Source organism: Bacillus luti, from assembly GCF_009739945.1.
Taxonomy (GTDB): domain Bacteria; phylum Bacillota; class Bacilli; order Bacillales; family Bacillaceae_G; genus Bacillus_A; species Bacillus_A luti.
Genome location: NZ_CP040336.1, coordinates 544,772 through 570,660, shown reverse-complemented (window position 1 = coordinate 570,660; position 25,889 = coordinate 544,772). Strand labels below are relative to the sequence as shown.

27 protein-coding genes and 1 riboswitch are annotated in these 25,889 nt (G+C 34.2%); of the genes, 7 read left to right on the top strand and 20 right to left on the bottom strand.

The window, feature by feature from the left end:
* Window positions 1–140 precede the first annotated feature (140 nt).
* Window positions 141–719, top strand: coding sequence for a lipoprotein BA_5634 family protein (locus EUC40_RS02940; RefSeq protein WP_156573594.1), 579 nt, complete (start codon window positions 141–143; stop codon window positions 717–719).
* Window positions 720–756: 37 nt separating this feature from the next.
* Here the strand turns inward: EUC40_RS02940 and EUC40_RS02935 are convergent, their stop codons facing one another.
* From EUC40_RS02935 to EUC40_RS02925, 3 genes are read right to left on the bottom strand one after another with little or no spacing between them, the layout of a single operon-like run.
* Window positions 757–924 (bottom strand): FeoB-associated Cys-rich membrane protein, encoded by a 168-nt coding sequence (locus EUC40_RS02935; protein ID WP_000989599.1) that lies wholly within the window; start codon window positions 922–924, stop codon window positions 757–759.
* Between the two features lie 16 nt (window positions 925–940).
* On the bottom strand, window positions 941–2,929 hold the full coding sequence (gene feoB / locus EUC40_RS02930; RefSeq protein ID WP_156573592.1) for a ferrous iron transport protein B: 1,989 nt from the start codon (window positions 2,927–2,929) through the stop codon (window positions 941–943).
* The gene (locus EUC40_RS02925; RefSeq protein WP_000060514.1) at window positions 2,926–3,153 is read right to left on the bottom strand and encodes a FeoA family protein; all 228 of its coding nucleotides are present in this window, start codon (window positions 3,151–3,153) and stop codon (window positions 2,926–2,928) included. Before EUC40_RS02925 ends, feoB begins: the two co-directional genes overlap by 4 nt.
* 194 nt (window positions 3,154–3,347) lie before the next feature.
* Window positions 3,348–3,450: riboswitch (TPP riboswitch) on the top strand.
* A gap of 85 nt (window positions 3,451–3,535) precedes the next feature.
* Between EUC40_RS02925 and thiT the strand changes: the two genes are divergently transcribed.
* Window positions 3,536–4,195, top strand: a complete 660-nt coding sequence (thiT, locus tag EUC40_RS02920; RefSeq protein WP_071710943.1) for an energy-coupled thiamine transporter ThiT — start codon at window positions 3,536–3,538, stop codon at window positions 4,193–4,195.
* 208 nt (window positions 4,196–4,403) lie between these two features.
* Here thiT and EUC40_RS02915 read toward each other — a convergent pair whose 3' ends face one another.
* From EUC40_RS02915 to EUC40_RS02885, 7 genes are all read right to left on the bottom strand, one after another.
* Entirely contained in the window at window positions 4,404–6,257 is a 1,854-nt protein-coding gene (locus EUC40_RS02915; RefSeq protein ID WP_156573590.1) for a sensor histidine kinase, read from the bottom strand.
* The gene (locus EUC40_RS02910; protein WP_156573588.1) at window positions 6,254–6,943 is read right to left on the bottom strand and encodes a response regulator transcription factor; all 690 of its coding nucleotides are present in this window, start codon (window positions 6,941–6,943) and stop codon (window positions 6,254–6,256) included. Before EUC40_RS02910 ends, EUC40_RS02915 begins: the two co-directional genes overlap by 4 nt.
* 38 nt (window positions 6,944–6,981) lie before the next feature.
* Window positions 6,982–7,602 (bottom strand): class D sortase, encoded by a 621-nt coding sequence (locus EUC40_RS02905; protein ID WP_071710940.1) that lies wholly within the window; start codon window positions 7,600–7,602, stop codon window positions 6,982–6,984.
* Between the two features lie 89 nt (window positions 7,603–7,691).
* The gene (locus EUC40_RS02900) at window positions 7,692–8,096 is read right to left on the bottom strand and encodes an LPXTG cell wall anchor domain-containing protein (RefSeq protein WP_156573586.1); all 405 of its coding nucleotides are present in this window, start codon (window positions 8,094–8,096) and stop codon (window positions 7,692–7,694) included.
* Between the two features lie 161 nt (window positions 8,097–8,257).
* Complete coding sequence (locus EUC40_RS02895) at window positions 8,258–10,963, bottom strand: S-layer homology domain-containing protein (RefSeq protein WP_156573584.1); 2,706 nt, start codon at window positions 10,961–10,963, stop codon at window positions 8,258–8,260.
* Window positions 10,964–11,128: 165 nt separating this feature from the next.
* Window positions 11,129–11,461: a hypothetical protein gene (locus EUC40_RS02890; protein ID WP_071710937.1), complete on the bottom strand. Its 333-nt coding sequence runs from the start codon at window positions 11,459–11,461 to the stop codon at window positions 11,129–11,131.
* 183 nt (window positions 11,462–11,644) lie between these two features.
* Window positions 11,645–11,860: a hypothetical protein gene (locus EUC40_RS02885; protein ID WP_116758500.1), complete on the bottom strand. Its 216-nt coding sequence runs from the start codon at window positions 11,858–11,860 to the stop codon at window positions 11,645–11,647.
* Window positions 11,861–12,021: 161 nt separating this feature from the next.
* Here EUC40_RS02885 and hpt point away from each other — a divergent pair, with 161 nt between their 5' ends.
* Together hpt and EUC40_RS02875 are read left to right on the top strand one after the other, a co-directional pair.
* Window positions 12,022–12,549, top strand: coding sequence for a hypoxanthine phosphoribosyltransferase (gene hpt, locus EUC40_RS02880; protein WP_071710935.1), 528 nt, complete (start codon window positions 12,022–12,024; stop codon window positions 12,547–12,549).
* Window positions 12,550–12,632: 83 nt separating this feature from the next.
* On the top strand, window positions 12,633–13,535 hold the full coding sequence (locus tag EUC40_RS02875; protein WP_156573582.1) for a diacylglycerol/lipid kinase family protein: 903 nt from the start codon (window positions 12,633–12,635) through the stop codon (window positions 13,533–13,535).
* A gap of 79 nt (window positions 13,536–13,614) precedes the next feature.
* Here the strand turns inward: EUC40_RS02875 and EUC40_RS02870 are convergent, their stop codons facing one another.
* The 4 genes from EUC40_RS02870 to EUC40_RS02855 form a co-directional block, all read right to left on the bottom strand.
* Window positions 13,615–14,304: a DUF7003 family protein gene (locus EUC40_RS02870; RefSeq protein WP_156573580.1), complete on the bottom strand. Its 690-nt coding sequence runs from the start codon at window positions 14,302–14,304 to the stop codon at window positions 13,615–13,617.
* Between the two features lie 318 nt (window positions 14,305–14,622).
* Window positions 14,623–15,039: an SRPBCC family protein gene (locus EUC40_RS02865; protein WP_156573578.1), complete on the bottom strand. Its 417-nt coding sequence runs from the start codon at window positions 15,037–15,039 to the stop codon at window positions 14,623–14,625.
* Window positions 15,040–15,056: 17 nt separating this feature from the next.
* On the bottom strand, window positions 15,057–16,067 hold the full coding sequence (locus EUC40_RS02860; protein ID WP_156573576.1) for an aldo/keto reductase: 1,011 nt from the start codon (window positions 16,065–16,067) through the stop codon (window positions 15,057–15,059).
* Window positions 16,068–16,512: 445 nt separating this feature from the next.
* Window positions 16,513–16,692, bottom strand: a complete 180-nt coding sequence (locus tag EUC40_RS02855) for a hypothetical protein (RefSeq protein ID WP_156573574.1) — start codon at window positions 16,690–16,692, stop codon at window positions 16,513–16,515.
* 458 nt (window positions 16,693–17,150) lie between these two features.
* Between EUC40_RS02855 and EUC40_RS02850 the strand changes: the two genes are divergently transcribed.
* Together EUC40_RS02850 and EUC40_RS02845 are read left to right on the top strand one after the other, a co-directional pair.
* Window positions 17,151–18,380, top strand: coding sequence for a helix-turn-helix domain-containing protein (locus EUC40_RS02850; protein ID WP_156573572.1), 1,230 nt, complete (start codon window positions 17,151–17,153; stop codon window positions 18,378–18,380).
* 336 nt (window positions 18,381–18,716) lie between these two features.
* A complete protein-coding gene (locus tag EUC40_RS02845; RefSeq protein WP_071710930.1) occupies window positions 18,717–19,016 on the top strand; it encodes a YolD-like family protein in 300 nt (99 codons plus the stop codon).
* Between the two features lie 102 nt (window positions 19,017–19,118).
* On the opposite strand, the gene EUC40_RS02840 is transcribed toward EUC40_RS02845, so the two are convergent.
* Both EUC40_RS02840 and EUC40_RS02835 read right to left on the bottom strand, forming a co-directional pair.
* On the bottom strand, window positions 19,119–21,068 hold the full coding sequence (locus EUC40_RS02840; RefSeq protein ID WP_151626660.1) for an ABC transporter permease: 1,950 nt from the start codon (window positions 21,066–21,068) through the stop codon (window positions 19,119–19,121).
* The gene (locus EUC40_RS02835; protein WP_000859654.1) at window positions 21,055–21,825 is read right to left on the bottom strand and encodes an ABC transporter ATP-binding protein; all 771 of its coding nucleotides are present in this window, start codon (window positions 21,823–21,825) and stop codon (window positions 21,055–21,057) included. The genes EUC40_RS02840 and EUC40_RS02835 overlap by 14 nt, the downstream gene beginning before the upstream one ends.
* A 306-nt stretch (window positions 21,826–22,131) precedes the next feature.
* Here EUC40_RS02835 and EUC40_RS02830 point away from each other — a divergent pair, with 306 nt between their 5' ends.
* A complete protein-coding gene (locus EUC40_RS02830; protein WP_156573570.1) occupies window positions 22,132–23,004 on the top strand; it encodes an AraC family transcriptional regulator in 873 nt (290 codons plus the stop codon).
* A gap of 43 nt (window positions 23,005–23,047) precedes the next feature.
* On the opposite strand, the gene EUC40_RS02825 is transcribed toward EUC40_RS02830, so the two are convergent.
* The 4 genes from EUC40_RS02825 to EUC40_RS02810 form a co-directional block, all read right to left on the bottom strand.
* Window positions 23,048–23,686, bottom strand: a complete 639-nt coding sequence (locus EUC40_RS02825) for an SdpI family protein (RefSeq protein WP_156573568.1) — start codon at window positions 23,684–23,686, stop codon at window positions 23,048–23,050.
* Complete coding sequence (locus tag EUC40_RS02820) at window positions 23,683–23,955, bottom strand: autorepressor SdpR family transcription factor (protein ID WP_001070526.1); 273 nt, start codon at window positions 23,953–23,955, stop codon at window positions 23,683–23,685. Before EUC40_RS02820 ends, EUC40_RS02825 begins: the two co-directional genes overlap by 4 nt.
* Window positions 23,956–24,314: 359 nt before the next feature.
* A complete protein-coding gene (locus EUC40_RS02815; protein WP_156573566.1) occupies window positions 24,315–25,139 on the bottom strand; it encodes a DUF4179 domain-containing protein in 825 nt (274 codons plus the stop codon).
* The gene (locus tag EUC40_RS02810) at window positions 25,123–25,707 is read right to left on the bottom strand and encodes a sigma-70 family RNA polymerase sigma factor (RefSeq protein WP_156573564.1); all 585 of its coding nucleotides are present in this window, start codon (window positions 25,705–25,707) and stop codon (window positions 25,123–25,125) included. Before EUC40_RS02810 ends, EUC40_RS02815 begins: the two co-directional genes overlap by 17 nt.
* Between the last annotated feature and the right edge of the window lie 182 nt (window positions 25,708–25,889).

The window sequence follows — 25,889 nt, the reverse complement described above, 5'->3', positions numbered from 1 at the left end:
TGTTACTGTAAGCTAACTCGATAGTTACGTCTCCATATTTCTTATACACTAATACCAGAAGCAACAAACAAGCTTCTTCACATGTAAGCAATAATACAAAAATTGTATTTACTATAAAACATATAAAAGGAGAAATCATCATGAAAAAATTAGTAGGAATCGGATTAGCAGCAGCAATTTCACTTGGAGCATTATCAGGTTGTTCTTTATTAGGAGATAAAGCGAACGGTTTTGTACTATACGGATCAGAAGAACAAGTTCAGCAAATTACAGATAAAAATAAAAAAGAAGTGAAAGAAAAAGACTTCTATAAAATGAAAATGACAACATTAGATGGCAAAAAAGTTCTTGTAATGGATAAGAAAACTGGCGAAGAACTGGTGAAGAAAGAGTTACTTAGCAAAGTGGATGAAAAAGACAACACGAAACCACTTGATAAATTACCGGCTGTAACGACTGAACAAGGTGTATTATTCGCAAAAGAGAAAGTTGAAAATACTACACTTGATGGTGCGAAATTAAAATATGAAGGCAACACAATTATCGGAAGTGGCCGCGCATATACAGATATGTACGCAATTGTTGATGACGCAACTTACAGCAATGTAAAAGGTGATGAAAAATCTGTAGGTGTATTAAAATTCGATAAAGACCCAAGTAAAGAATTCCCTGGTTACAAGGGAGTAGAAGCTTCTCAACTTGTAAAAATTAAAAAATAACACAAAAAAAGCTTTGCGAAATTCGCAAAGCTTTTTTCTATTTATGAGCAACTTGCTCCATATCCGGGCTACACGTTTGCGACTGACATGACTTATTTAAAGAACATGCTGCGCATTTTCCTTTTTTACTTCTCTTTACAAAATTAACTAACGTATATGCTGCATAACCAAAAATGATAGCTCCAATTATAATATTGACCATCACCACAATACATCTCCTTCTAGAATCCGAGTAAGGATCCAACTTGGTATATAATGAGCGTTAATACATAAGCAACTACGAGTGGATAAACGACTGAGAAAATCGTCCACTTCGCTGATCCTGTTTCACGTTTAATAACAGCCACCGTCGCTAAACACGGAACATATAATAAAATAAAGAACATAAATGCATAAGCTGATAATGCTGTATAATGTGCTCCCATTACATTTCCAAGCACATCTTCTTTAACCGCATAAATGATTGCCATTGTTGAAACAACAACTTCCTTCGCTAAAAATCCTGTTAAAAGGGATGCTGCAGCTTGCCATGTTCCAAAACCAAGTGGGGCAAACAGTGGTGCAATAAATCCACCAATCATTGCTAAATAACTGTCTCCCATATCAACACCAAATCCTGATGGACCTGCATAATTTAATAACCAAATGACAACCGATCCACCGAAGATGAATGTACCAGCTTTACGAACAAATCCTTTCCCTTTCTCCCATGTGCTCAGCCATAATGTTTTTGCTTGTGGTACACGGTAAGGTGGTAATTCAATTACGAAAATAGATTTTTCCGCTTTCAAAATCGTAAGAGACATAATTTTTGTAACGAGTAATGCCAGAACAATACCTGCAACATATAAAGAAAATACAACAGTCGCCTGACTATTAGGGAAGAATACTCCCGCAAATAATGCATATACAGGTAAACGTGCTGAACAAGACATAAATGGTGTTACTAAAACTGTAAGTAAACGCTCTTTCTCTTGTTCAATCGTTCTCGCCGCCATAATTCCTGGAACGTTACATCCAAAACCGATAATCATCGGAATAAAAGCTTTACCGTTTAAGCCAAAGAACTCCATAATCCTATCCATAACAACTGCAATTCGCGCCATATATCCTGAGTCTTCTAATAATGAAATGAAAAAGAATAGTGCAAAGATTTGTGGCACGAATACTAATACAGCACCAACACCAGCAATAATACCTTCTGTAACGAGTGCTTGAATAAAATCAGAAGCACCAACACTTGTAAGTCCAGCCGTTACCCAATCCGTAAGCTGCCCACCAAAAAATCCATCTAACATATCAGATAACGGTGTCCCAATCCACGTAAACGTAACCTGAAAAATAAAAAACATAACTGCTAAAAAGATTGGAAGTCCTAAAATTTTATGCGTAATTAACCTATCAATTTTTTCCGAAAAAGGAATTTTTCCTTCTTTCTCATGCTTCATAACATTTGTTTTTAACTTTTCAATATACGCTTCACGAGTCTTGTAAATATGCTCCTCTAACGTACAATCAAGTTTTTCTTCTAAGCGAGATCGAACGGCTACAAGTTCCTTATAAATTGGTAGTGCTTTCATTTCTTTTTCTACTACTTCGTTATTGCTTAAAAATTGAAGGGCTAGCCATCTTGGATGCTCATAATTCGCTGTCTCTAAAAGAGTAATTACTTCTCTAATCCCTTCATCCATTTGTAAACCATATGAAATAATGAATGAGTTTTTATCTTTTTTGTCATTTTCTTTAAGAGTCGTAAGTAATTCTTCACAGCCTTTTCCACTTCTTGCAACAACAGGAATGACTGTTACTCCTAGTAATTCTGATAACCGCTTTACATCAATGACAATTCCTCTTTGCTTCGCCACATCAACCATATTTAGACCAATTGAAACGGGCTTACCAAATTCAAGTAATTGCAACGTTAAATGCATATTTCGTTCAAACTGCGAAGAATCCACGATATTTAACATATGATTAAATTCTTCTGTTAGTAGAAAGTTTGTTACAACACCTTCATCACGTGAAACTGGATTTAAATCATAGACGCCTGGTAAATCAATTAATGTTCCTTGCTTATCTTTTAATTTACCAACCTTCTTTTCTACTGTTACACCGCTCCAGTTTCCTACATATTCATAAGAACCAGTAAGTGCATTAAATAATGATGTTTTCCCTGTATTCGGATTCCCTAGCAAAGCTACCTTATTCACGCTAATTCCACCTTTATCATTTTCGCGTCACAATGACGAATACTAATTAACTGTCCACGACACTCCAATGTACAAGGACCTTTGAACATCGCTTTCTGTTTCATGCGAAGTTCGCTTCCTTCAGAAAGACCGAAAGCAGCCAGTCTTCTCTTTAGTAACTGATCTAACGACTGAATACTTTTTACTAACACTTTCTCGCCAATTTTAATATCTACTAAGCTCATAACCTTCCCCCTCAGAAGAGAATGATAATTATTTTCAAAAGAATTATAGCACACTCTATTTCTCTTGTACTATATCTTTTTGCTTCATATTTATTAACATTTCAATACAATTCTATTTCAATAATTGTCATAACAGATTCGTTTGCCATTCTCATCCATTTCGCTTACAATAAACAATAGCAAATAAAGAATCTCGTTATCACAGGGGGAGCCATGCTGCTGAGAGGGAACACCTTCGTTCCGACCCTTCGAACCTGTTAGTTAATGCTAACGCAGGGATTGTGCAAACGTCCGAAATACATACCTCTTTTTTATTTACGTATTTCGTATCCTCCTATGATAATGTTCTTTTTTGTACAACTTGGATTTAGGGGGAGACAACATGCGTAACACCAATTTACAAGCGATGATCGAATCTGCTATTCTTGCAGCCTTCGCCATGATTATCGATATTTTACCATTATCACTTAAACTTCCAACAGGTGGTTCCATTTCATTTGCAATGATTCCTATTTTTATTATCGCATACCGCTGGGGCTTCAAAATGGCTTTCTTAGGAGGATTAATTTGGGGACTATTACAAATTGTCGTAGGAGATGCTTACATCTTAACACCTATTCAAGCATTCATTGAGTACTTCATTGCCTTTGCTTTTATTGGATTTGCTGGTTTATTCTATCGTCCAATTCAAAATGCTCTTCTTTCATCTAATGAAGACCAATCCAACTTAGGTAGCCGTAAAGATAAACCTGCATCAAAGCAAAACAAAAAAAAGAAAGCACTTGTTTACATGATCCTTGCAACATTTGTCGGTAGCTTTGCACGCTACTTCTGTCACTTTATCGCCGGTATTATTTTCTGGGGACAATATGCACCGAAAGGTCAATCTGCTGTGCTATATTCATTAATTGTAAACGGTAGTACAATGCTTGGTTCTTTCGCCTTATGCACAGTATTACTATTCCTTTTATTTAGAACTTCACCACGCTTATTCAAAAGCATCGGTGCTTCTCAAATAAATGCAAACAAAAAAAGCGCTTAATAAGCGCTTTTTTTTCATATCGTAATATCAATTAAAAATACAATAAATGCACAAAAGAAAATAAATACCATTATACTTAGCCAATTGCTATGCACGGTTCATCGACTCCTTACATAACCTCATATTCTAACCAGATTATATCGCTTAAAAATAAAGATTAGGTAAAGATAATATGAAAATAAATTAAAAAAAGCGTAGCATGCATCATCTACGCTTTTTTCTGTAAATAGAAGTAAAATAACACACCATCTTCTGTATTTTCTGCCCCATATTCAGCATCGTGCAGTTCTAAAATATTTTTTGAAATCGCAAGACCAAGCCCTGTTCCCCCCTGTGAACGCTGGCGAGCTGCATCCACGCGATAAAAACGATCCCAAATTTTATCTAACTGCTCTTCTTCAATGTGAGTACCTTTATTTTCAATACATACTTTTATACGACCTTTTTCATCTATTGTAGAAACAATAATATCTTCCTTATTTGGTGTATAACGTATCGCATTCGTAATGAAGTTCACAATGACTTGTTCAATCCGGCCTTGATTTGCCATCACTTCAAATGGACCTATATTTTTATGAACACGAAGTTCTTTTTTCTCTATTTCCACAGAAAGATGTTCACATATGTCTTCAATTACTGTATCAATATAAAATAAATCCTTTTTCATTTTATACGTGCCTGACTCAAATTTAGCTAACTCAAGCATATCCAATATTAACGTATCCATTTTGTCTACTTCTCGTTCCATCGCTTGAAAATAGTATTCTTTTTTATGTTCAGCTACCCCATCTTTTAAAATGGAAATACAGCTTTTCATAATACTCAGCGGTGTTTTTAATTCATGCGAAACACCAGAAATAAATTCTTTCCGCGTATTTTCTAACTTTCTTTCTTTTTCAATATCTTGTTCTAGCTGTCCAATATGCGAATGGAGTTTATTCGATAGCACATTAATATTTTTCGATAAATCCCCAATTTCATCTTTTGAAGTAATCGGTATTTTTTCTGTAAAATCTAAATGCGCTATTTTCTTCGTTGTATCATTTATTTTTAATAACGGTTTTGCAATTTGTTTTGAGTAATAGAACGAAGCTAGAAAAATGAGAACGACCACAAATGCAATAATGTAGATGTAATAATCTTGCACCATTTGTACAGCTTCATCTACAGGTTGTAAAGAAGCCATCGCATAAATATATGTTACAGATCCATCTTTTTCTTTTATCGGTTTCATTAATAATTTATATTTTATATCATTTTTTTCATAGTCCATTGTCTTTGTTGAATACTCTATTTTATTACTCTCTTTTAGTAATAAATCCGTTTGAAACTCTTTTATACTATCGAAGAATAAATTATTCTTATAAATTGGATTTACAAAACCTTTTACATCGGGTAACTGTACTTTCGTAACACGGCCCGCTATGTAAACATCTGGTTCTGGGGCAGCTTGCTCCTGAACGGCTGGCTTCTTTTCCTTACCAACTTGTTCCCCAGCTACTTTCTTTTTCTCCTCATTTGATTTACTCATTTTCTCATTAAATGCTTTTTCTAACGGTTTATTCGAGCCACTTAAATTCTGCTTAGATAACGAGAAAGAGAATGGAATAAAATCATCTTCTTTTTTCACTCCAGAAAAATAAATTTCTTGGCCTAAAAACTGCTCTGATGATTTATTATCAATTTCCTCTATATTGACGAGATTGTATAAGGGCATTTTGAATAGTTGTCGTCCAAAGCTCTTTTGTTGTCTACGATCTATCGTTACCTCAAAATAAAAATCATCCACATGCTTTAAATTACCGTTCTGATCTAATGTCGTAATCCACGTATTATTTTCTCTTAAAAAGTCTTGCTCCAGCTTTTGAATTCCTTCTGCATTTCCGGCTTCCTTTAAATAATTTTGTTCAAAGGAATTTAAATTTACTTTAATATCTTCCACTTTTCGATTTGCATAATATTGCTTAAAAAATATCGTTTGTCCAATAAATATCGTCGCTAAAATTAACATGCATAATGCTGTTGTGAGAGTAAATAATTTCAGTACAATCCCTTTTCTCATACAGTCCCCTCAAATTTATAACCTGTTCGTACTACAGTTGTAATGTACTTTGCTTTTTCTCCTAATTTATTTCGCAAATTACGAATATGGCTATTAACCGTTCGATCATCGCCAGCAAATTCATATCCCCAAATTCTTGAAATGAGTTGCTCTCGTGTTAAAACAATCCCTTGGTTTTTCATGAAATACGCTAATATTTCAAATTCAGTATGTGTTAAATTAATGTCTGTTCTATCTACCGTAACAGTACGCGACGGAAAATGGACGTGAATGCCATGGATTGATAACGTATCATCTTCACTCTCTAAAAGTTGTTTTGTCACTTTTCTGCTTTCTAACAACCTTTTCGCTCTTGCTAATAAAATTGGTGGGCTATACGGCTTCGTCACATAATCATCCGCCCCAAGTTCAAATCCAAGTAACGTATCATCCTCATCAACACGTGCCGTCAGCATAATAATTGGAACTCCGGACGTCTTACGGATTCTCCGGCAAACAGACCACCCATCAAGTTCTGGTAACATAATATCTAGAATAACTAAATCTACTTCTTCTTCCTCAAACACAACTAAAGCTTCTTTCCCATCTCTTGCTTCAAACACTACATATTGTTCACTCAAAAAATAATCTTTTAATATTTCACGTAATATATCTTCATCTTCAACAATTAAAATATTCTTTGACATAACTTATGTACCCCCTCCCGCTTTCAGAAACTACAATTTCATTTTGAATAACTAGCAGTTAATTTCGCCTCGATAATATATCTATCTGGTGCATCCCCTATATAATCAAATGGATAGCAAGTTGTCAGTGTTAATATTGGCTCTTCTTTTTTTATAATAACAGTACGATCATCAGCATGGGTAATCCATATTTTTTGAATTTCATATGTGTAAGTTTTTTTATCATACTCTAAAATAAGGGTATCCTTTTCTTTTAACTCTCCCAACTCTGTAAATACAGTATCCCGGTGCCCACTCAGTACAGTATGTCCCCCTCCAGATGGCGTTGTCGTTAAATCACTAACGAACATTCCAACTCCCTTCTTCAACGTTGCATCACCAGCTCCCCAATATATAGAAAACTTCTTTTTTATTTTCGGTATATTTAACATCGCTACCTTTTCTCCTTCTTTATGTTCTGTTTGAGAAGAAGGTACTTGAGAAGTTACAGGTGTTTCATAAGGAAGTTGATTATGTTCTATATTGTTAAAGTTCTTTATTTCTTCTTTCGTTAATTGTTGAGCAGAGCTTTTTCCTTTATACCATTCCATAGCGTAATATGATCCCATGAATAGCCCTATAGCCATCAATAGGATTCCGATATAATTAAGTAACTTCACATTTCATCCCTCCATGCAAAAAATGGTAGGAAGAACCTACCATTTTTAATATGTGAAATTATCCCATTCTTTATAGGACAATATTTTATTTACCCCTTAACTTTATTGCGACGATTCAAACCAAATAATGCACCTATTGCTACAAGAGAGGCACTTAAGCCCATCATTGCGACATTATTTGATGCTGTGTTTGGTAATTTTTCACCTTGTACAACTGGCTTCGCTACTTCTTTTTTCGCTGTAGCATTTTTTTGCTGTTCCTTAATTGCGGCTTCTTTTTTTGCCATATCACTTTTTTCTTGTACTTGCGCGGCTTGCTTTTTCGCTACATCATTTTTTTGTTGTTCCTTAATCGCAGCTTCTTTTTTTGCTTTATCTTGCTGCATTTGCGCCTGTTCTTCCTTTGTTACTGTTCCAGTATCCGCACTTACTACTGAAGAATATCCTACTGTTAAAAAAGCCATTGCACAGATTGGTAATAGTTTCTTTTTCATTTTTATTCTCTCCCTATATTTTATTTACATCAACTCGCACCGGATGTATCACTAGAATAAATAATTGATGTAAATATAAGGTGCAGATGAAATATATTTCATTTAAAGATTTCATTGTAAAAAAAGGTTATCCGAAATAATCTTCGGATAACCTTTTAAAGTTAATCTACACTTAAAGCTTTCTTGCCCATTTGATTATAAATACTTGCAAATCGGCTCTTACTTACTTTTACATTTTTCGTCCCATAAAACGGATCATTATAGTATACGTAATTATCATCCACACCTGTTAAAACAACTGCATGCGTATTCATTCTTGCAGAAATTGTTTTTCCACCTGGTGTTTTCCACGTTGTAATTGGTCTTGGGTTATTTAGAGCGACAGTTACCCATGTTACTACTGGTTTCCCATTTCTTACATAGTCTTCTAAAACAGAAAGATCATTTCCGGTTAAGTTCGTTCCTCTTGCATATTTATCTAACAATCGTTTTAGTGGTTCTGGATTAATAGAATACCCTGGTGTATTACCTGTTACATCACCTACAAATCCTACATCTGGATCTCCCCAAATTTGTGATGACGTTTTATAATTTTTTAACTTCGTTTGATCAAACGGCATTTCAAACGCAAACATCACTTTATTGAACGAACGACCAGTTTGATGTTCCACAAGCATTTGTAAAGAAACAACTTCACATCCATTATTCAATTCTGGGAATTGATACAGCGACGGTACATTCAGTATGACCTGACTACGATTAACATTTCCTTCATTAACCCACTTTAATCCGTTACTAGTTTGAATTTGAATCCAGCCACCATCTCTTTCACCATAAACTTCTACTGTCTGTGGTGCATACTTTCCGGATACACGAGATACAAAACTCGGACTATCATAAGCAAAGAATACTTTAGATAAATACTTCGCTTCTTTTTTCGTATCTAACCATTGATAGCCTGCATATGTACGTATACGAAGCCACGTACCTCTTTCCTCTACAACAGTTACTACTTGAGGCCCATAATAACCTAATATATTTGCAGATCGGACAGGGGCATCATAAGTAGTAAAGTCTCTATCAATCTGTACTTTCTTGTCTATTAAACATACCCACTTATAACCTAAACCAGTATAAATTTTAATCCAATTTCCTTCTCGCTCTTCAACAACTGTTACTATTTGCGGAGTATACTCACTTGAAATACCAGAAGATAAGGATGCCTCATTGTATGTCAAAAAGTTATTATTCATATTTATTTTCTTTTCAACTAAACAAACCCACTTAAAACCTTCTTCCGTATGAATTCTAATCCATCCATCTTCTCGTTCTTCATACACTGTTACTTCCCTAGGTCCATATTCCTTTGAAATTCCAGATGATAAAGATGGTCCATTATACGTAAAGAATTTTTTCGAAATGTTTATCTTTTTTACCTTCACTTCATTGTCTTTAGACTTATGTGTAACTGCGACGAGCTGCGCTGCCTCTGCACGCGTAATGGATCTATCCGGTTGCCAATGCTCTCCATCAACACCACTGGATATACCCATGCCTACTAAAATATTAATGAATTTCTCACCCCAATGATCTTTTACATCAGCAAATAATGTTGGTAATTCTTCATTAACCTTTTTGTCTAATTGATAAGCTTGGACCAACATCGCTGCCATAGCAGCTCTTGTCATTTGTCCATTCGGATTAAATTTCCCATTTCCTTCACCTTTAATGACACCTGCTTTTTCCACCGCAGCAATATAAGAAGTTGCCCAATGGTCTTGAGAGTCTGTAAAAGTTGGCTTTTCTCCTTCTTTAACTTCTAATCCTAAAATTTTCGCCATAATTGTAGCTGCTTCAGCTCTACTTAATACTTTGTTTGATGCAAACGTTCCATCCGGCATCCCAGAAATCACCTGTTTATGAACTAAATAATAAACAGACTCTTCCGCCCACTTTGGCACATCAGGAAACGATTGCGGCGCTGCTTGCATTGTAATAGCAGCTCGTTTTAATTCTGCTTCTCTCTTTTCCTGTTCTTCTTTTTGCTTCAATTCAAATTCTTGTTTTGTTTGTTCCTCTTTTTGTTTTAGCTCAAGTTCTTGTTTTGCCTGTTCTTCTTTTTGTTTTAATTCAAGTTCTTGTTTTGTCTGTTCTTCTTTTTGTTTTAATTCAAGTTCTTGTTTTGTCTGTTCTTCTTTTTGTTTTAATTCAAGTTCTTGTTTTGCTTGTTCCTCTTTTTGTTTTAATTCAAGCTCTTGTTTTATTTGCTGCTCCATTTCTAGTTGTTGCTTTTTCAATTCTTCCTGCTGTTTTCGTAATTCATCTTGTTGCTTCTTTAGCTCGTCCTTCTTTTTTTGTTCTTCTAATTCTTCAAGAGTTTTTTCTTCTTGGCTATCGTTTTCTTTTATTTCTAATGCATTCTTCTCTTCAAGTTCTTCTTGTTTTTTTAATTCAGCAGCTTTTTTCTCTTCATTGTTATCCTTCACTTGTAACGGGTTCTTCCCTTCAAGTTCTGCTTGCTGCTTTTTCAACTCATCTAATTCCTGCTGTACTTCTTCCAGTTGTACTTTATGTTCACCATCTTGTTTCAGTAACTCGTCTTTTTTCTGGTTTAATTCATCTACCTTAACAAATAATTCCTCCTGCTGTTTTAAAATTTCTTCTCTTTTTTCTAATTCTATTTGTCGTTCTTTGACAGCTTCTAATTGTTTTTGCAGTTCGCTTTTCTCATTGCTCTGTATGTGTGGTAAAGCTTCTATACTATTTCTCGTTTTATTTTCAATTTCCGCTAGTGAACTAGAAGGAAATGTTAATAGATTTGTCGCTAACAGACTCGCTACTGCAATTACACTATACTTTTTCATCATACACACACCTCTTCGAATTTTATTACGTTCACATTTCCTAACAATATGTAAAATGTAAGATTCCTCCATAATCATAACAAATTTTTCCTCAGACAAAAGGATTTTTACAAAAAGAAAAAGAGCACTGTATGATACAATGCTCTTTTCGGGTGTGTGTCTCAATATTTACATGTTACTTTCGCGTGATTTAGAAGTAGAGCGGGCCGGAGCGATAACTAATTGTCTCGGCTCAGTTTTCTTAAAATGATTTTTGACGTTACACTTGCGACGTTGAACAACCCACGCTTTAATAGGATTTGTTAAAATAATTTTTTGCTCTTCTTTAGGGGCCTCTTCTTCCAATCTACAATTTTCGCTCCATTTACACCATTTCATTGTAAATTTAGAAGAAGAATGATCGTCTTCTCGATCAAACAAGTGCAAAAAATCCATTTCACCAGCTAGCATTACGGTGTTACTAGTTGCTAAAAAAGAAAAGGTTGTCCAACGTTTCTCCATGCCCTCCTACTCCTTCTTCACATATAGAGTGCCTAAAACTTAGTTTACCTAAATATGCTTGCCTTTTACCTTACACTCATAGTGTATCCAAAATGCTATTATGCAACTATCGATTTGTCTTACAACTACCTTACATTTTTGTAAGAAAAGAAAAAACCTTCATTATATATACATGAAGGTTTCTCACTTTTTATCTATATGATCATTCATATTATCAAGTCCAGCTTCTTGCAGCTGCGACATCATGCCGTGGGAAATTGCGCCTAATACTAACGTCATTCCAATTAGTGAAATGCGAATTACAGGTACGTCAATTATGTAAGCCAACAGACCAAGAACAATCGTTAATAGTAATGCTTTTATAAATGTTACACTTGTGTACTGTTTCTTTTTCATCATAATCACCTTTCGTGGAAGCGTTTTCTTAATGTGATTAGTATATCATATCATCAGATGATTTTGTTGTTGTCTTTGTAAAAAATTACTATCTTCTTTGACTTTTTCCTTTCTATCCTTTACAGTCGAAATGTTCACAAGTTTTACACTGTAGGAGGACTCCAATGAATATTGAAATAAAAGACACTTTAATTTCTGAAGAACAATTACAAGCAAAAGTAAAAGAACTAGCACTTCAAATCGAACGTGACTTTGAAGGAGAAGAAATCGTAGTCATCGCAGTATTAAAAGGTTCATTCGTATTTGCTGCTGATTTAATTCGTCACATTAAAAACGATGTAACAATTGATTTCATCTCTGCATCTAGCTACGGAAATCAAACGGAAACAACAGGAAAAGTGAAACTACTAAAAGATATCGACGTAAACATTACTGGAAAAAACGTAATTGTCGTAGAAGATATTATCGATTCAGGTTTAACACTGCACTTCTTAAAAGATCACTTCTTTATGCATAAACCGAAGGCACTTAAATTCTGTACGTTACTTGATAAGCCAGAGCGCCGTAAAGTGGACTTAAAAGCTGAATATGTTGGCTTCCAAATTCCAGACGAATTTATCGTTGGATACGGTATCGACTGTGCGGAAAAATATCGTAACTTACCATTTATCGCTTCAGTTGTAACGGACTAATATAACAAAATAAACTTTCATCAATTACTGATGAAAGTTTATTTTCTATCACGATTCGTACAAGACAAAGGGAGAGAATAAAAATGACAAAGACAAAATTTGAAAAAGTACTCCTCATCGTAAATCCGAAGGCCGGTCAAGGCGACTTACATACAAATTTAGCGAAAATCGTACCACCTCTTGCCACAGCTTTTCCTGATTTACATATCCTTCATACGAAAAAGCAAGGTGATGCAACAAAATATTGCCAAGAGTTTGCTAGTAAAGTAGATTTAATTATCGTCTTTGGTGGTGACGGAACTGTATTTGAATGCACAAACGGATTAGCCCCTCTTGAAACTAGACCTACACTTGCAATCATTCCAGGCGGAACTTGCAACGACTTCTCTCGTACACTTGGTGTTCCGCAAAATATTGCAGACGCAGCAAAACTGATCACAAAAGAACACGTAAAACCAGTTGACGTCGCAAAAGCAAACGGGCAACACTTCTTAAACTTCTGGGGTATTGGACTCGTATCTGAAGTATCAAACAATATTGATGCAGAAGAGAAAGCAAAGCTTGGTAAAATTGGCTACTACTTAAGCACCATTCGAACGGTCAAAAATGCTGAAACATTCCCAGTTAAAATCACTTACGACGGACAAGTATATGAAGACGAAGCTGTCCTTGTTATGGTAGGAAACGGTGAATATCTTGGTGGTATTCCTTCCTTTATTCCAAATGTAAAATGCGATGACGGAACACTTGATATTTTCGTAGTCAAATCAACGGGGATTCAAGCATTTAAAGATTACATCGGAAAGAAACTATTTGAAGACACAAATGAAAATGACATCTTCCACGTAAAAGCGAAGTCCATTCATATTGAAACAGAAGAAGAAAAAGAAGTAGATACAGATGGCGAAAGTTCACTTCATACACCATGTCATATTGAATTGTTACAAGGGCATTTTACGATGATTTATAATCCTGCGGTTGTGTAATACAAAAAGACGAACTAAAGTTTCAACACTTTAGCTCGTCTTTTTTATTAGAAAGGTATTTTAACCTGTTTTTTCATTTTTAATATAAGTTTTCGTAATCAAACTCCACCCAATTTTTCCAGTGCGTATTACAATCCTTATTCACAATAACGCCTGTATCTTGCGTCTCTATTGCAGCGGCTACTGATTGGAAAAATTCATTTTCACTTACTTTCTCTTCTTCAACGTGTTTCCACTCTTCCGTTTCATACGCTACTTCCCAATCGCCTTCTAAACCGAACTCTTCTAAAATTTCTTCTTTATCCCACCATAATAATTTTCTAGCTTCGTCATGAGTAGCAAGCATACGCATGAAGTATGTTGGATAATGCTCTGTCGTTTGTACATCTATTCCATTATCTCCATACTCTTCTTCTGTAAATTTATATTCAAAATGATGCTCACGTATTTTTAAACTGCCAGTATACATATCCGGTATAAAATTACCTTCATCATCAAATAATTCATAATCTCCATCATTTAATTGCAAAATACCATCATCACCCATTGAATGAGTAATTCTATCGCCATATACTTGAATATCATTAAATACCCCTAATGAACCTACACCAACAATTTGAAACACCATTAACCAATCCTTATTATCTTTAAAGAAAAGAGAGAATTTCACTTGTGAAATATCCATATCTTCATTATCAAAAGCAGGAAATTCATAGTTACTTTGTTTTTTATCTAATAGTTTCAAAATATCTTTTTGCATATGTATCATCTTCACCTCTATATAAACTTTTCAATTTCACCAAAGTATAACATAGCCATACTTGCCTGTGACATTCTAATAATACTACTTAAAAATAGTAGAATGGTCTATTTGCATGCTCTAGTGATTTTTATATACAACGAAGGAAAGAAGCACCTTGATATAAGGGAGAGGACAAACTTTGTTCAGGCAACAGACTTCAGTACAGATACATTTTCTTAATAAATAGTGCTTTGGTTTCTTAATATTTCCTTAAAAAGAAATGCAATGATCATAAAAAAGCCTGCAGTTGTTACACTGCAGGCTTTCAAATGTTTAATAATTTGATTAAGCTAAATATGCTTGTTGTAACGCCTCTAAACCATCTTTATAAATTCCATGGAATAGATTAATTGCCTCTTCATCAGTAACCTCTACAGGAGTGAAGCTACCAGACCATTCAACTAATGATGTGCTAGCATCTTTACCTTCTTTAACACGGATTGTAGATAAATAATTAGTTACAGGGAACGGTGCTTGCATAATTGAATATGTGTAGTAACGTTCTTTCTCATTAAATGCTTCTAAACGCTCTACAATCGCATCGCCATCAGGATTAGCTAAATGACGTACACGTCCGCCTTCAGTTACTTTACTGCTAGGGATATACGGTAACCAATCTGGAAGTGCATCAAAACCTCCAATTAATTGCCATACTTGTTCAGGTGACGCTGGGATTTCAATAGATGTAATAGTATTTGCCATTTTAATTACTCTCCTTTTTATTTAACGTTAATTGGTAGTGGTGCATTAACTGCAACTAATTTTTGTTCACGCATTTCTTCCCAGAACGCTGCTGGAATTACTGTTTTCAATGCAGCTTGGTCTTCTGCAATTCGTTCCGGTTTACTTGCACCTGGAATAACAGCAGCAACTGCTGGATTAGCCAATGCAAATTGTAAAGCAGCAGCTTTAATACTGATTCCATGACGTTCTGCAAGGTTTTTCATTTTATTAACTTTTGCAATGATTTCTGGTGACGCTTTTTGGTATTCGAAATGAGCTCCTCCAGCAAGAACACCTGAGCTATATGGTCCACCAACAACAATGTCCATATTGTTTTTTACAGCCGCAGGCATTACGCGTTCTAACGCACGCTCGTGGTCTAATAATGAATAGCGACCAGCTAGTAAAGAAACATTTGGTTTTGCTTCTTCTAAATCCAACATAAGTTCAATTGATTCTACTTTGTTTACTCCAAGGCCCCAGCCTTTAATTACACCTTCGTCACGTAATTGAGTAAGTGCACGGAATGCTCCTGTTCGAGCAATTTCAAATTGTGAAATCCACTCATCTCCATAAAAATCTTGTGCTACATCATGAATATAAACAAAATCTAGACGGTCTGTTTTTAAACGTTTTAAGCTATCCTCAATAGAACGCAGAGTTGCATCCGCACTGTAGTCGTTTATGATTTTATTTTTACGACCAAATTCGAAAAGTCCGCCTTTTTCACCTAAATCACGTGTAGATGGATCTTCCAATTCATCTGAAATAATTCGACCTACTTTTGTACTTAAGAAGTAATCATCACGATTTCTTTTCGATAGTGCTTCACCAAGACGAATCTCTGCTAAACCAGATCCATAAAGTGGAGCTGTATCAAAGTAACGAACACCATTATCCCAAGCAGCATCCACTGTTGCGATTGCTTCTTCCTCTGGAATATTACGGTACATATTACCTAGTGGTGCCGTACCAAAACCAAGTGTACCTTTTAATAAATCTTTCATTTAAAATCTCCTCCTAAAATCTATTTAAAAATGATGAATGGATGTAAATAATGTGAAAAGGGATGACCGATCAAATGCACTATAAGGGATTCGAACTGTCAAAAAATATACACTTCAAAGCACGACAATTATTAAAAATAATATAGATGCTTTTTAATTTCGCACTACTCATTTCCCTCTTACGTATGTAATTATGTCTTATCAGCAACACAATAAAAAGTACGCACTTTAAAGTGTTATAGATACTAATAAGTAACAATTTTATGTTTCAACGTCTGTAGCTCCAAAATAAAATTATTAAAAATGATTTTATTTAACAAAATCCACTATTCTTGTGGAGATAACTGTAGAAATTATCAGTGGAACATAGAAAGTTGTTATTATTCTTCATTCAAAAAAGGCCACAACGAACTGAAATATGTTCGTTGTGGCCTTTTTATTTTCTTTAAAACATTAAATTACACTTCGAACAAAAAGGAGCAGAGTTCCCTCTTCTAATTTTCGCATCACATTTTGGGCAATATACATATCGCTCCTCTATTATTTGCCGTTCTATCATATGTAAGGATACTATTCTCATACTACACATAATTCCAATTAATATAAGGCTAACAATAAGTAGCATACTTCCCGCCTCCTCCTTCTATATTTTACCATGTAATAACAACTCGATTATTTCAACTAATAATAATTAGGGAGGGGTTTTGGATATAAATAACTCTTATGTATTTATTTATTTGGTATAATAGATATAAAAAGAAACTTTTATGGAAGCCATCATCAATACGTCTATATTGCTATACAACACCTAAGTAAATGAATCCGTAAATACATGCAATCTTTTTATAAAAAGTAAGAATAAAGTGAAACTTTAATCAGTGGGGGTTTTCTTCATCCCCCACTGATTATTAGTTGAACCAATCAGACTTTTATGGGCAGTTGATCCCCCACCTAACTTCTTTGCTTTCGCTGAATTTTGAGGCGGGGGTCTTACTGCCCATTAAAGCGGGATAAATGAATATTAAGAAATTCACATCTTATGGAAATGGATGTAGATTTAATACTATTTAAAAGGAGAAAATAATGAATAAATCCATTGATCTACAATACTTATGTGATCTTGTGCATAGAACTTTTCATGTACCTGTTCAGTTTTTATCTACTGACAAAAAAATTTTATATGAAGCTACTTCTCATACGATTTGTAGTCCTTTTTATTCTTCTAAAGAAGAACATCTTAGTGAGATGTATCAAGAAAATGTTCCTTGTAATTTCCCACTTTTTAAAGGGAACAAGTATCTTGAAAACTTCATTATCATCCATATAACAAACCATGAACATATAAAAGGTACAATTATAATCGGTCCTACTACCTATCCAAAAGTGTCTGATGAAATGGCGATTAAACTTATGAAATATTTTAACTGTACGAATAACATGCAACAAGGAATAGACTACTATCAATTTCTACCTGAGGTTAAAAAAAGCACTCTAATTGATATAAGTATTTGGTTATATTACGTAATCTTTAATGAAAAATTAGATCGAGATATTGTTTGGGAGAAAAATAAATTACTCGAAGACGTTTCTTATAAAATCGTAAATCCTGATCTATACATTTCAAAACGTCGCCGGCATGATCCGCAAAATTATGATATATCATTGGAACGTAAATTTTTTTCAGCAATTAAAGAAGGCAATAAAGAAAAGGTCATACAATATGCATATTCATTCCCTCAAGAAGATGCGGCAATTTCATCCAAAGGCGATCAACTTAGAAACCAAAAAAACAATGGGATTATTGCCATTACGCTAGCCATTCGGTATGCGATAGACGGTAATCTTCCGTCAGATATTGCTTTTTCACTCGGTACTTTATATATACAAACCATTGAAAAACTAGATAACATGTATTCCGTAAATAGATTAATTGAAGATGCGTTATGTACTTTTGCAGAACGTGTTAAAGAATATAATAATCAAGTATATTCTAATTCCATTACTACATGCCTTAATCATATTCACAAGCAAATTTACGATGAAATATCTCTCAATGACCTTGCTAATCTTTTACATATTTCTCCTACTTATTTATCAAAACTGTTTAAAAAAGAAGTGGGCATTCCTTTAAGTGAATACATTCAAAGAGAACGGGTAGAAGAAGCTAAAAAATTATTAACATTAACGACCTATCCATTATCAGATATTTGTACATGGCTTAATTTTAATGACCAAAGTTATTTCACACGAGTTTTCAAAAAAATCACGAATATGACGCCTAGACAATATCGTGAAAATCATACTGTTATATAAAGATGTTTTCTTACTATGAGGTGAGATAAGTATAATACTTTTCTCACCTCATATTCATTTTATTCTCCTTCCTCCCAAATAAAATTTTAACCGCATTCAAAAAAGTACAAAAATGACAAATAAATTACTATAAATATGGTAATTTATTTGTTAATTTTCTAGTATCAAGCAAATTCATTTTCCAATATCGTCCTATAAAGTGAAACTTTAATCAGTGGGGGTCTTACTGCCCATTAAAGCGGGATAAACAAAATGCTTATAAATTATCTGTAATAACTACTTCCATAGTCATTAACCTTCCTATATAGAAAATATATTGTTAGGAGAATAGAAAGCATGAGCAGTGCAAACATATTTAAATCGATTTCAATGAATATTATGTCTAAACAATCTGCTGACACGAAAGACACACGAAAAGTATCACCATACGATGATAGAGAAAGAATTGAAGACACCTTATTACGCTCATTCATTTCAGAAGTAGAAATATTGATCACGTATTATAAAAATGGTTATTTTCCTACAATGTACATGACCGTAATGGAAATACATCCTTTAAAACGTACTGTAATATGCATAGATATCTTTGGTCATAAACATACTTTTAGTCTTATAGACATAATTGATGCTCGTTAATTGTGTCTCCCTCTTAGTCGCACTTATATACAAAAACAAAAAGCCATTCACCTCATAAAAAATTAGGTGAATGGCTTTTTAGCTTCTTATAATTATCTCCTATTACTTCGCGCTCACAATCTTATAATAAGAACGAACTGTGATGAAGTAATATCCGATATAAATGACGCCATATACTCCAATACTAATTAGGAGCGGAATCATAATTTCAAATGGTAGTATGTTCCCTAAACCTTTTAATGCAAACAAGCTGTGCAGGATTCCGATTACTAACGGGATCGCAAAAATAAAGCTTACTTGTTTTGCAATAGCTTTTTTCATTTCTTGTTTTGTGACCCCTATTTTGTGAAGTACAACATAACGCTCACGATCAGCATTTGCTTCTGTTAATTGTTTAAAGTAAATGATAGAACCTGTTGCTAGTAAGAATACAAGACCTAAGAACATTCCAATAAACATCATTAATCCTGTTCCTTCAAGCCCCATATGGAAACCAGTGTAGAAATCTCTAAATGATGGCACCATTTCTGATTCACCAGCTGGCATCACTTTTGTTAATTTTTCTGTTAACACTTTACTATCTTTTTCATCTTTTACATCAATATTTTTTACAACGCGTGTTCCAAATGCTTGCTTCGCTTGCTCATACATTTCATCTGAAACGACAACAACTAATTCACCTAAATTTGTAATCGCGACGTCATTGGCACCTTGAATTTTTAATTGCTTCGTTTCGTTTCCGATTTGGAATACTGCTTTGTTTCCTTTATATTGTGGACTAAACTCATGTCCTTCAATATACGAGCTATCATATATAAATGCTTCACCAGCAGCTACATTCACTGTTTCTGCATCAATTTTTTTAGCAAGTTTGTTAAATTCCGACTGAGACATAAACTGATATTTCCCTAAAATCGTATAGTTCATATTTAGAATGAAATCAACTTTGTCTCCTTCAAACTTCCCTTTTACAGGAACTGTCTCAATTTCAAATTGATCTTTGATCGGATGATTTTTCTTCTCTTCTGCAAAAATCGCATTTACTTTCTTATCAAGCGCTGCATCTTTTTTCTCATAAGAATAGCTATATGGTGCAACTACTTTTGATTGCGTAAATGTGTTGTAATACATCGTAACTGACGTACCAACCGCTGTTAATGTTACCGCGCTTAAAATAGAAATTGTCGCAAGTGACTTTGCATTTCCTTTAATACGATATAGTAGCTGTGACGTCGTTACCATATTCATACCGTTATAAAACGATGATTTATTCGTTCTTGCACGTTTCAATACGAATACTGTAAAGAACATAAATAGTAAGTACGTACCTAATACTGTTGCCAGTAAAATATAAAGTGCAACTGCCATAAAGTCTGCATATTGAACTGCCTTCATGAACATTAATGCTAAGAAATAACCTGAACCGATTAAGACAACTGAAATTAATGCCATAATGACAGATCCTTTTGGCATTGCTTCTCCTTCACGTTCTGCACGGAAAAGTTCAATTAGTTTAAATCGATAAATTAAACGATATCCTTGAAGTGATGTATACAAAATAATCACAAGGAAAATAAGTGCTGTATCAACAATTGCAGCCATTGGTACTTCAAAATGAACATTTAAGTTTAATCCCATCATGCTTACTAGCAGTTCAAGGAATAGCTTCGAAAGGACACTACCAATCGCAATTCCGATAATTAAAGACATTAATCCCATTAACATATTTTCATAAAAGAGCATTTTACCGATTTGTCTTTTTCGAATACCTAATAAGGAATATAGTCCAACTTCTTTTTTACGTTTACGTGTAAAGAAACCGTTCGAATATATAATGAACACTGCCACGAAAATGATAAGCATGACACTCGAAACTTGGAATGCCCCGCTAATTTTTTTAGAAGCTTCCGCTGCTTTTTCCATTTGTGAATTGTATTGCAGCGCTTTAAAGGTAAAATAAATGACAATACTAAAAATCATAGATGCAAAATACACAAAGTAGTCTTTAAAGTTCCGCTGTATGTTGCGGAGGGCAATGCTAGATAAGGTCATCAGCCATACCTCCAGAAATAGAAGACATTACGTCAACGACTTGTTGGAAGAACTGTTTACGCGTTAACTCGCCGCGGTGCAATTCTTTATATAACTCACCATCTTTAATGAAAATAACTCGTTTACAATAACTCGCCGCAAACGCATCGTGCGTTACCATTAAAATTGTAGAGTTATCATATTCATTTAACGACTTCATACTTTCTAATAAATCTGTCGCTGATTTAGAATCAAGTGCTCCAGTTGGCTCGTCCCCGAAAATCATACTTGGATTTGTAACAATTGCACGCGATGCCGCGCATCTTTGCTTCTGTCCACCAGATACTTGATATGGGAACTGACTTAAAATGTGATCAATACCGAATTTCTTTGAAATTTCAAGAACGCGGCGATCAATCTCACTCGCTTTCACTTTCGATAACGCAAGTGGTAACGCAATATTCTCTTTCACCGTTAACGTATCTAATAAGTTATAATCTTGGAAAATGAACCCTAAATGATCACGGCGGAATAATGCCAACTTATCATCATTCATTTTCACAATGTCTTTTCCATCAATTAAAATTTCACCGTTCGTCGCATTATCAATTGTAGAAAGAACGTTTAGTAAAGTCGTCTTACCAGAACCAGAAGGTCCCATAATTCCAACGAACTCACCTTCTTTTACTTGTAAGTTAATACCTTTTAACGCTGCAAATTTATTACCACCCGTGTCATACACTTTTTCAATATTTTTTGCTTCTAACACTGTTTTCATCTCGACATCCCTCATTTCTTCTATTCTCTATCTTCAACTATATACACTCTCTACTCTTGCCACTATCGATGTTTCTTACACAAACATGACAGTTATGTAAGGCACATAAGTAAAGACATCAAAAAGTTAACATAATGAATCAAAGTACTTTGTTACTATAACATTGGGATATCATGCCATCCATTCATTCTCCTTACAGGAACATTACAATTTTGTAAGGTGAAAAAACTACCTACAAAGTTGTGCACGAAATGTCGGATGGGGCTATTTCGTTCTTGCTATTCTATGTACAGAGGAGGTCATCATATGGATTCACTTAAACATATGAATGCTGCAATGCGCTATATTGAAAACAACCTAACAAATGAAATTAATTTTAAAGAAGTTGCGAAGCTAGCTCTTTGCTCTGAATATCACTTTAAAAGGATGTTTTCATTTCTAGCTGGCATATCACTATCAGAATATATTCGTTGTAGACGTCTTACTCTTGCTGCCTTTGAACTACAAAACAGCAATGTAAAAGTCATTGATGTCGCTATCAAATATGGGTACAACTCATCAGATTCATTCTCTCGTGCCTTTCAAAACTTGCACGGCATAACACCTTCAGAGACCCGAAATAGTAGTCATTCTTTGAAAGCTTATTCACCAATGACCTTCCAGTTATCGATTCAAGGAGGAAATGAAATGAACTATCGAATTGAAGAAAAAGAACCATTTCGAATTATAGGTATTACAAAACGCGTACCGATTGTATTTAACGGTGTAAATGAAGAAATTGCTTCTATGTGGAAAAGTTTAAACCCAGAGTCTATTCAAACATTAAAGATGCTTTCAAATGTGGAACCAAACGGAATCATTAGTGCCTCTACTAATTTTTCTGAAGGAAGAATGGAGGAGAAAGGCGAACTCGATCACTACATTGGAGTAGCCACAGCGAAAGATTGTCCAGAGCAATTCGCCCAACTGGAAGTTGCAGCTTCAACTTGGGCTATATTTGAAGCTGTCGGTCCATTTCCTGATGCATTGCAAAATGTATGGGGACGTATTTATTCCGAATGGTTCCCTTCTTCGAACTATGAACTAGCAGAAGGGCCGGAAATATTGTGGAATGAACAGAAAGATGTAACATCACCAAACTTCAAGAGTGAAATTTGGATACCAGTTTTGAAGAAATGATAAAAATAAAGCTGCTTTTCCATGAAAGGAAAAGCAGCTTTGTTTACATTTTTAGTTCTTTTTTATAAGCAACATACGAATACACCATCGTACCAACAACCAATACAGCAGTAACACTTAACAAACTAATCATTTTCCACATTCCCGGTAGAAATGAGGAAATTATGATTACAATACCGCCAATCGTCATAATCTTTGATCCTAACCGATGTGTTTTTCTCCACACTTCCTCACTACTTAACGTCCACGGTGTTTTAATTCCCATGAAGAAGTTCGGTTTACATTGCTGCATATAATTACCGAGTACTACAAAAAGGATACCTACCATTATGTTCACAGCAATTCCAATTGGAACGTTATACCCTAAAGCATTTGCTAGTGTCATCATATTAATAGTAAATAAGAAAAATAAAATTGCTCCATTAATCCTTCCAAGTGCTTTAGGAAATTTTTTATAGTTCTCATACCTTGGATCTATCTTAGGCAATACAGTTACTAATGCATATATAAAAACCATAATTGCTATATCAAAAATCATCATTCCCATTTTTGACATATGCCCATTTACTTCGCCATCAATGTTCCAATGACTCGGAACCTCTCCCGGTAAATAAGGCCATGCAGCGCACCATGCAATAATCGTTAAAGCGATTAATAATAACGGAAATATATGCTTCCTCATTTCCCTTCCTCCCCCTTATTCGTAAACGTAAACACCCAAGTCAACAAATCTTGAAAGACCGTTGTGTTTAAAGAGTACACAACGAATTGCCCTTTCTTCTCATCTTGAATAAGTTCAGCATTTTTAAGTGCATTTAAATGGTGTGAAATACTTGGTTTTGTCATATTGAAATGTTCAGCGATTTCACCAGCGGTTAAATCACCTTCTTTTAATAAGTCTAAAATTTTTCGCCTTGTTGGGTCTGCTAATGCTTTGAATGCTTGATTCAATGTCTTTCTTCCTTTCGATAATTAGACATTTAGATATTTATCTAAATGTTAAAATGATTTCAGTTAATTGTCAATTATATATACAGCCTTTTTTATTTTTCCGCTCCTGCCCTACTTCAATTACTATATTGAGTAAAATCTAAAGATTACGGAGGGTAAAAAAATAAAACAGCTCTTCTAATATAAAGGAAGAGCTGTTTTTATTTAAACTTTATTATTTTATTAACAAACGAAGAAATCGAAAAGATTATCAAGCTTATAATAAAGGACATACCTACTATCGTTCCGAATTCATCTAACCAATAACTAATCACGCTTTCACACACCTAGTATGGATTCTATTACATATAAGTAAGAAATTATTCGTTCTTTGTAGAGTCCTTTTGGACAGTTTTATGCGCCATATCCACTGGGATTTTCGTTGTCCAAGTTCCTTCCGTTCCTCCAATTCTGTTAATATTAATATTTACAGATAAGAAGTCTGGAAATCTTTCACCTTCTAACGGTTCAAAAACCATTACTCCTTCTGGTTTATCATGAGCAGCTAACACCGTGTCAAAACTTTCTCCCGCTTGATTCGTTAAATAAAATGTACTATTCTCTATTGCATCCGGATTACCAATACGATCTTTTTGAAAATTATCCATATGAGTGTTACTAAGAAAATGCAAATATTGGACAGCATTAAATTTCTTATTTTTATAATGCGGGCTCTCTATTTGTTTCCCGTCTTCTTTACCATCGTTTGTAATCTCAAGTCCAGTTGTATTAAATTTATAAGGAACAAGCGATCCATCTTGCTGTTCAAATCGATAATAAACAAGTATTTTAGCATCTTGAATTAATATTTCTTTTACATGAAGAGTAATACCATTATCTACTACTTTTTCGTTTAACTGTATGGACTTTCCATTCGCAGCATCCTTTTTAACTTCTTCACCAATCATTTCATTTAACTTTACCTCTGGCTTTGCAAAATAAGAATTGTTTAATGCCATTGTACTCGTCGGTATAATGACAGCCGCTATTAAACCTGCTATTAATAATTTCTTTTTCTTTTTCTTTTTCTTTTTCTTTTTATTATCTTTTTTATACATTTGACTAAAGGATTGATAAGCGCGCTCTTTAACCTCTTTTGGGACCTCTTGTTTCATTGCTTTTTTACATTCATTTGAAAACGACATTTGAATTAGATTCCTCCTCATCTATTTCTATACTAGATTGATTCCGAATTTTTTCTAACGCTCTGTGAATTCTAGATCTTACTGTGCCTATAGGAATTTGTAATAGTTCTGCAATTTCTTCATATGTGTAATCGTGATAAAAGCGATAAACGATCACTACTCTAAACTTAAATGGTAGTTCTTGTATCACTGTTAATAACTGCTCTTCTGTTTCTTTTCTTAATAATACTTTTTCTGGAACTTCTACAACAGGATCATCACTTAGTTGTTGTTTTTCAAATAAGCGCATCCTCTTCCATATGTGTTTTCTCCATTGACTAATCTGTTTGTAAACAATTCCATTCAACCAAAATAGAAACGGTCTAGATTGATCATATGTTGAAATAGATTTCCAAAGTTGAAAGTAGATTTCATTTACGATTTCATTTGTATCATGCCGATTTTTAACTATAGCAAAGACGGTTTCATAGATTCTCTGACTTGTTAAGTTAAATATAAATTCAAAAGCCTCCTCATCACCTTTTAATAAGCGTTCTATCCAGATATGTATATCTTCATTACTTGCCAAGTAGTGCCCCCTCCTTAACGATGTTCTCACTATATATTGGACGGTAAGCAAAATAAAGTTCCAAATTTCATAAAAAAATATAATACTTTTATCCATTCATATATTTAAAAGGAAAATATATTGAATTATTCCTATAATACTTTTTACTTTTCTCATTTTTAACCTATACTGTTTACTAGCTT

Bases quoted from the DNA above. Each gene is read 5' to 3' on its own strand.
- EUC40_RS02835 (WP_000859654.1), bottom strand. From the start codon at position 21,825: ATGAAAACAGTGTTAGAAGCAAAAAATATTGAAAAAGTGTATGACACG.
- EUC40_RS02915 (WP_156573590.1), bottom strand. From the start codon at position 6,257: ATGAGAAAAGGGATTGTACTGAAATTATTTACTCTCACAACAGCATTA.
- EUC40_RS02855 (WP_156573574.1), bottom strand. From the start codon at position 16,692: ATGCTACTTATTGTTAGCCTTATATTAATTGGAATTATGTGTAGTATG.
- thiT (WP_071710943.1), top strand. From the start codon at position 3,536: ATGCGTAACACCAATTTACAAGCGATGATCGAATCTGCTATTCTTGCA.
- EUC40_RS02890 (WP_071710937.1), bottom strand. From the start codon at position 11,461: ATGGAGAAACGTTGGACAACCTTTTCTTTTTTAGCAACTAGTAACACC.
- EUC40_RS02845 (WP_071710930.1), top strand. From the start codon at position 18,717: ATGAGCAGTGCAAACATATTTAAATCGATTTCAATGAATATTATGTCT.
- EUC40_RS02815 (WP_156573566.1), bottom strand. From the start codon at position 25,139: ATGTCGTTTTCAAATGAATGTAAAAAAGCAATGAAACAAGAGGTCCCA.
- EUC40_RS02860 (WP_156573576.1), bottom strand. From the start codon at position 16,067: ATGAAAGATTTATTAAAAGGTACACTTGGTTTTGGTACGGCACCACTA.
- hpt (WP_071710935.1), top strand. From the start codon at position 12,022: ATGAATATTGAAATAAAAGACACTTTAATTTCTGAAGAACAATTACAA.
- EUC40_RS02865 (WP_156573578.1), bottom strand. From the start codon at position 15,039: ATGGCAAATACTATTACATCTATTGAAATCCCAGCGTCACCTGAACAA.
- EUC40_RS02895 (WP_156573584.1), bottom strand. From the start codon at position 10,963: ATGATGAAAAAGTATAGTGTAATTGCAGTAGCGAGTCTGTTAGCGACA.
- EUC40_RS02885 (WP_116758500.1), bottom strand. From the start codon at position 11,860: ATGATGAAAAAGAAACAGTACACAAGTGTAACATTTATAAAAGCATTA.
- EUC40_RS02840 (WP_151626660.1), bottom strand. From the start codon at position 21,068: ATGACCTTATCTAGCATTGCCCTCCGCAACATACAGCGGAACTTTAAA.
- EUC40_RS02875 (WP_156573582.1), top strand. From the start codon at position 12,633: ATGACAAAGACAAAATTTGAAAAAGTACTCCTCATCGTAAATCCGAAG.
- EUC40_RS02925 (WP_000060514.1), bottom strand. From the start codon at position 3,153: ATGAGCTTAGTAGATATTAAAATTGGCGAGAAAGTGTTAGTAAAAAGT.
- EUC40_RS02870 (WP_156573580.1), bottom strand. From the start codon at position 14,304: ATGATACATATGCAAAAAGATATTTTGAAACTATTAGATAAAAAACAA.
- EUC40_RS02910 (WP_156573588.1), bottom strand. From the start codon at position 6,943: ATGTCAAAGAATATTTTAATTGTTGAAGATGAAGATATATTACGTGAA.
- EUC40_RS02940 (WP_156573594.1), top strand. From the start codon at position 141: ATGAAAAAATTAGTAGGAATCGGATTAGCAGCAGCAATTTCACTTGGA.
- EUC40_RS02900 (WP_156573586.1), bottom strand. From the start codon at position 8,096: ATGAAAAAGAAACTATTACCAATCTGTGCAATGGCTTTTTTAACAGTA.
- EUC40_RS02850 (WP_156573572.1), top strand. From the start codon at position 17,151: ATGAATAAATCCATTGATCTACAATACTTATGTGATCTTGTGCATAGA.
- EUC40_RS02825 (WP_156573568.1), bottom strand. From the start codon at position 23,686: ATGAGGAAGCATATATTTCCGTTATTATTAATCGCTTTAACGATTATT.
- EUC40_RS02830 (WP_156573570.1), top strand. From the start codon at position 22,132: ATGGATTCACTTAAACATATGAATGCTGCAATGCGCTATATTGAAAAC.